Source organism: Caballeronia arationis (assembly GCF_001544975.2).
Classification (GTDB): Bacteria; Pseudomonadota; Gammaproteobacteria; order Burkholderiales; family Burkholderiaceae; genus Caballeronia; species Caballeronia arationis.
Map to the genome: position 1 here is coordinate 1 of NZ_FCOG02000460.1, position 1,204 is coordinate 1,204.

Below are 1,204 nucleotides of genomic sequence, written 5' to 3' on the forward strand. Positions count from 1 at the left end.
ATGAGCGGACTGGCCCAGCGCGTCGCGTCAACCTTGTGGGTCTCCTTTGCGATGCCCGACACCTGATCCCGCGACCCTGCACCAGTCGTCCAGGCCACATGCCGCAACGGTATCGCCTGGCGTGCGCTTCGTCGCATGCGTCTCTCGAAGTGCTCCATGAAGCCGGGCGCGAGTTGCGGGTTGCCACCGACGCTGCGGATTCGATCGAGCAACTGATCAAAGGCCGCGACCGGATCGTCCTGCACAAGATACGTTTCCATCTCCAGCAAGCCATGCCCCGAGTAACGGAAGCCGCGCGGCAGCCGGTGGCCGTCGCGCGAGCAGATGCGCTTCACAAGAACCGCGTTGAGCACCATCGCTTCGTTGAAGCCGCAGGCAAAGGACAACTGTGTGTACATGCGATTGCTCCAAAAGGTGAGCAGGCGCAAGCCCGCGAAGGGGACATGCCCCTGCGGGTTGAGATAGGAAAATTGATTGAGCGGTGAGCTTGTGAAGGCGCCGCAACGTCGATGCGCGAGATGCGCGGGTGATCGACAGACGATACCTGCTGGAGATTGCTCATACAGGCAGAAAGACGAGCATTTGATGGTGCCTCTCGTCAAACGCTTCCGAAAGTTATCCCCAGTTTCTCTGGATAAGCTTGGGGATAACTATCTCGGCCGCAATGATCGGTTGCGACGATCGTCCTGGTGCTGCCGCCGACCAACGCTATCCGGATAGCGGCCGTTTTGGGGAATGACGCACAAAAACATATAGCTTTCGCCCGCGTGCATTACGCCGCGCTTTCGGCTCGGCGATCAAACGGTCCGTACGGCCGGCGAAAGACGCCTCATTCGGAGCGTCTTTCGGACACCGTTGCTCGCGGCGTCCGACGAAAATTGGGCACCGAATCCGCAATGCATAAAAAACGATCACCGACGTTATGAAGCTCAGTCACATCATCACCGTCGCCATACTCTGCGCATCCGCTGTTAGCTCCATAGCAGGGGTCGGCTTGGTCGCTCGCCAATTCACGCTCGAGCGCACCGCTGTGCAGGTCGTCGTCAACACGGCGGTCGTTGAACGCATGCAGGGTGTTTCCGACGCAGTCGGATATCTGTCAGCGGCGGATCAACAAGCGTTGCTCCAGAAATATGGCTTTTCCGATCGCGATGCATTCGACGAGGCGTTGCGAGATAGGCGTCGGGAACTTGGCGAGGCGCAG

1 protein-coding gene and 1 pseudogene are annotated in these 1,204 nt (G+C 59.2%); one reads left to right on the plus strand and one right to left on the minus strand.

The features are described from left to right. A pseudogene (locus tag AWB81_RS48170) lies at positions 1-602 on the minus strand (hypothetical protein); the annotation flags it as partial. Positions 603-922: 320 nt separating this feature from the next. Here AWB81_RS48170 and AWB81_RS43155 point away from each other — a divergent pair. Continuing rightward, on the plus strand, positions 923-1,204 hold a 282-nt coding region (locus tag AWB81_RS43155), incomplete at its 3' end, for a hypothetical protein (protein ID WP_144444403.1).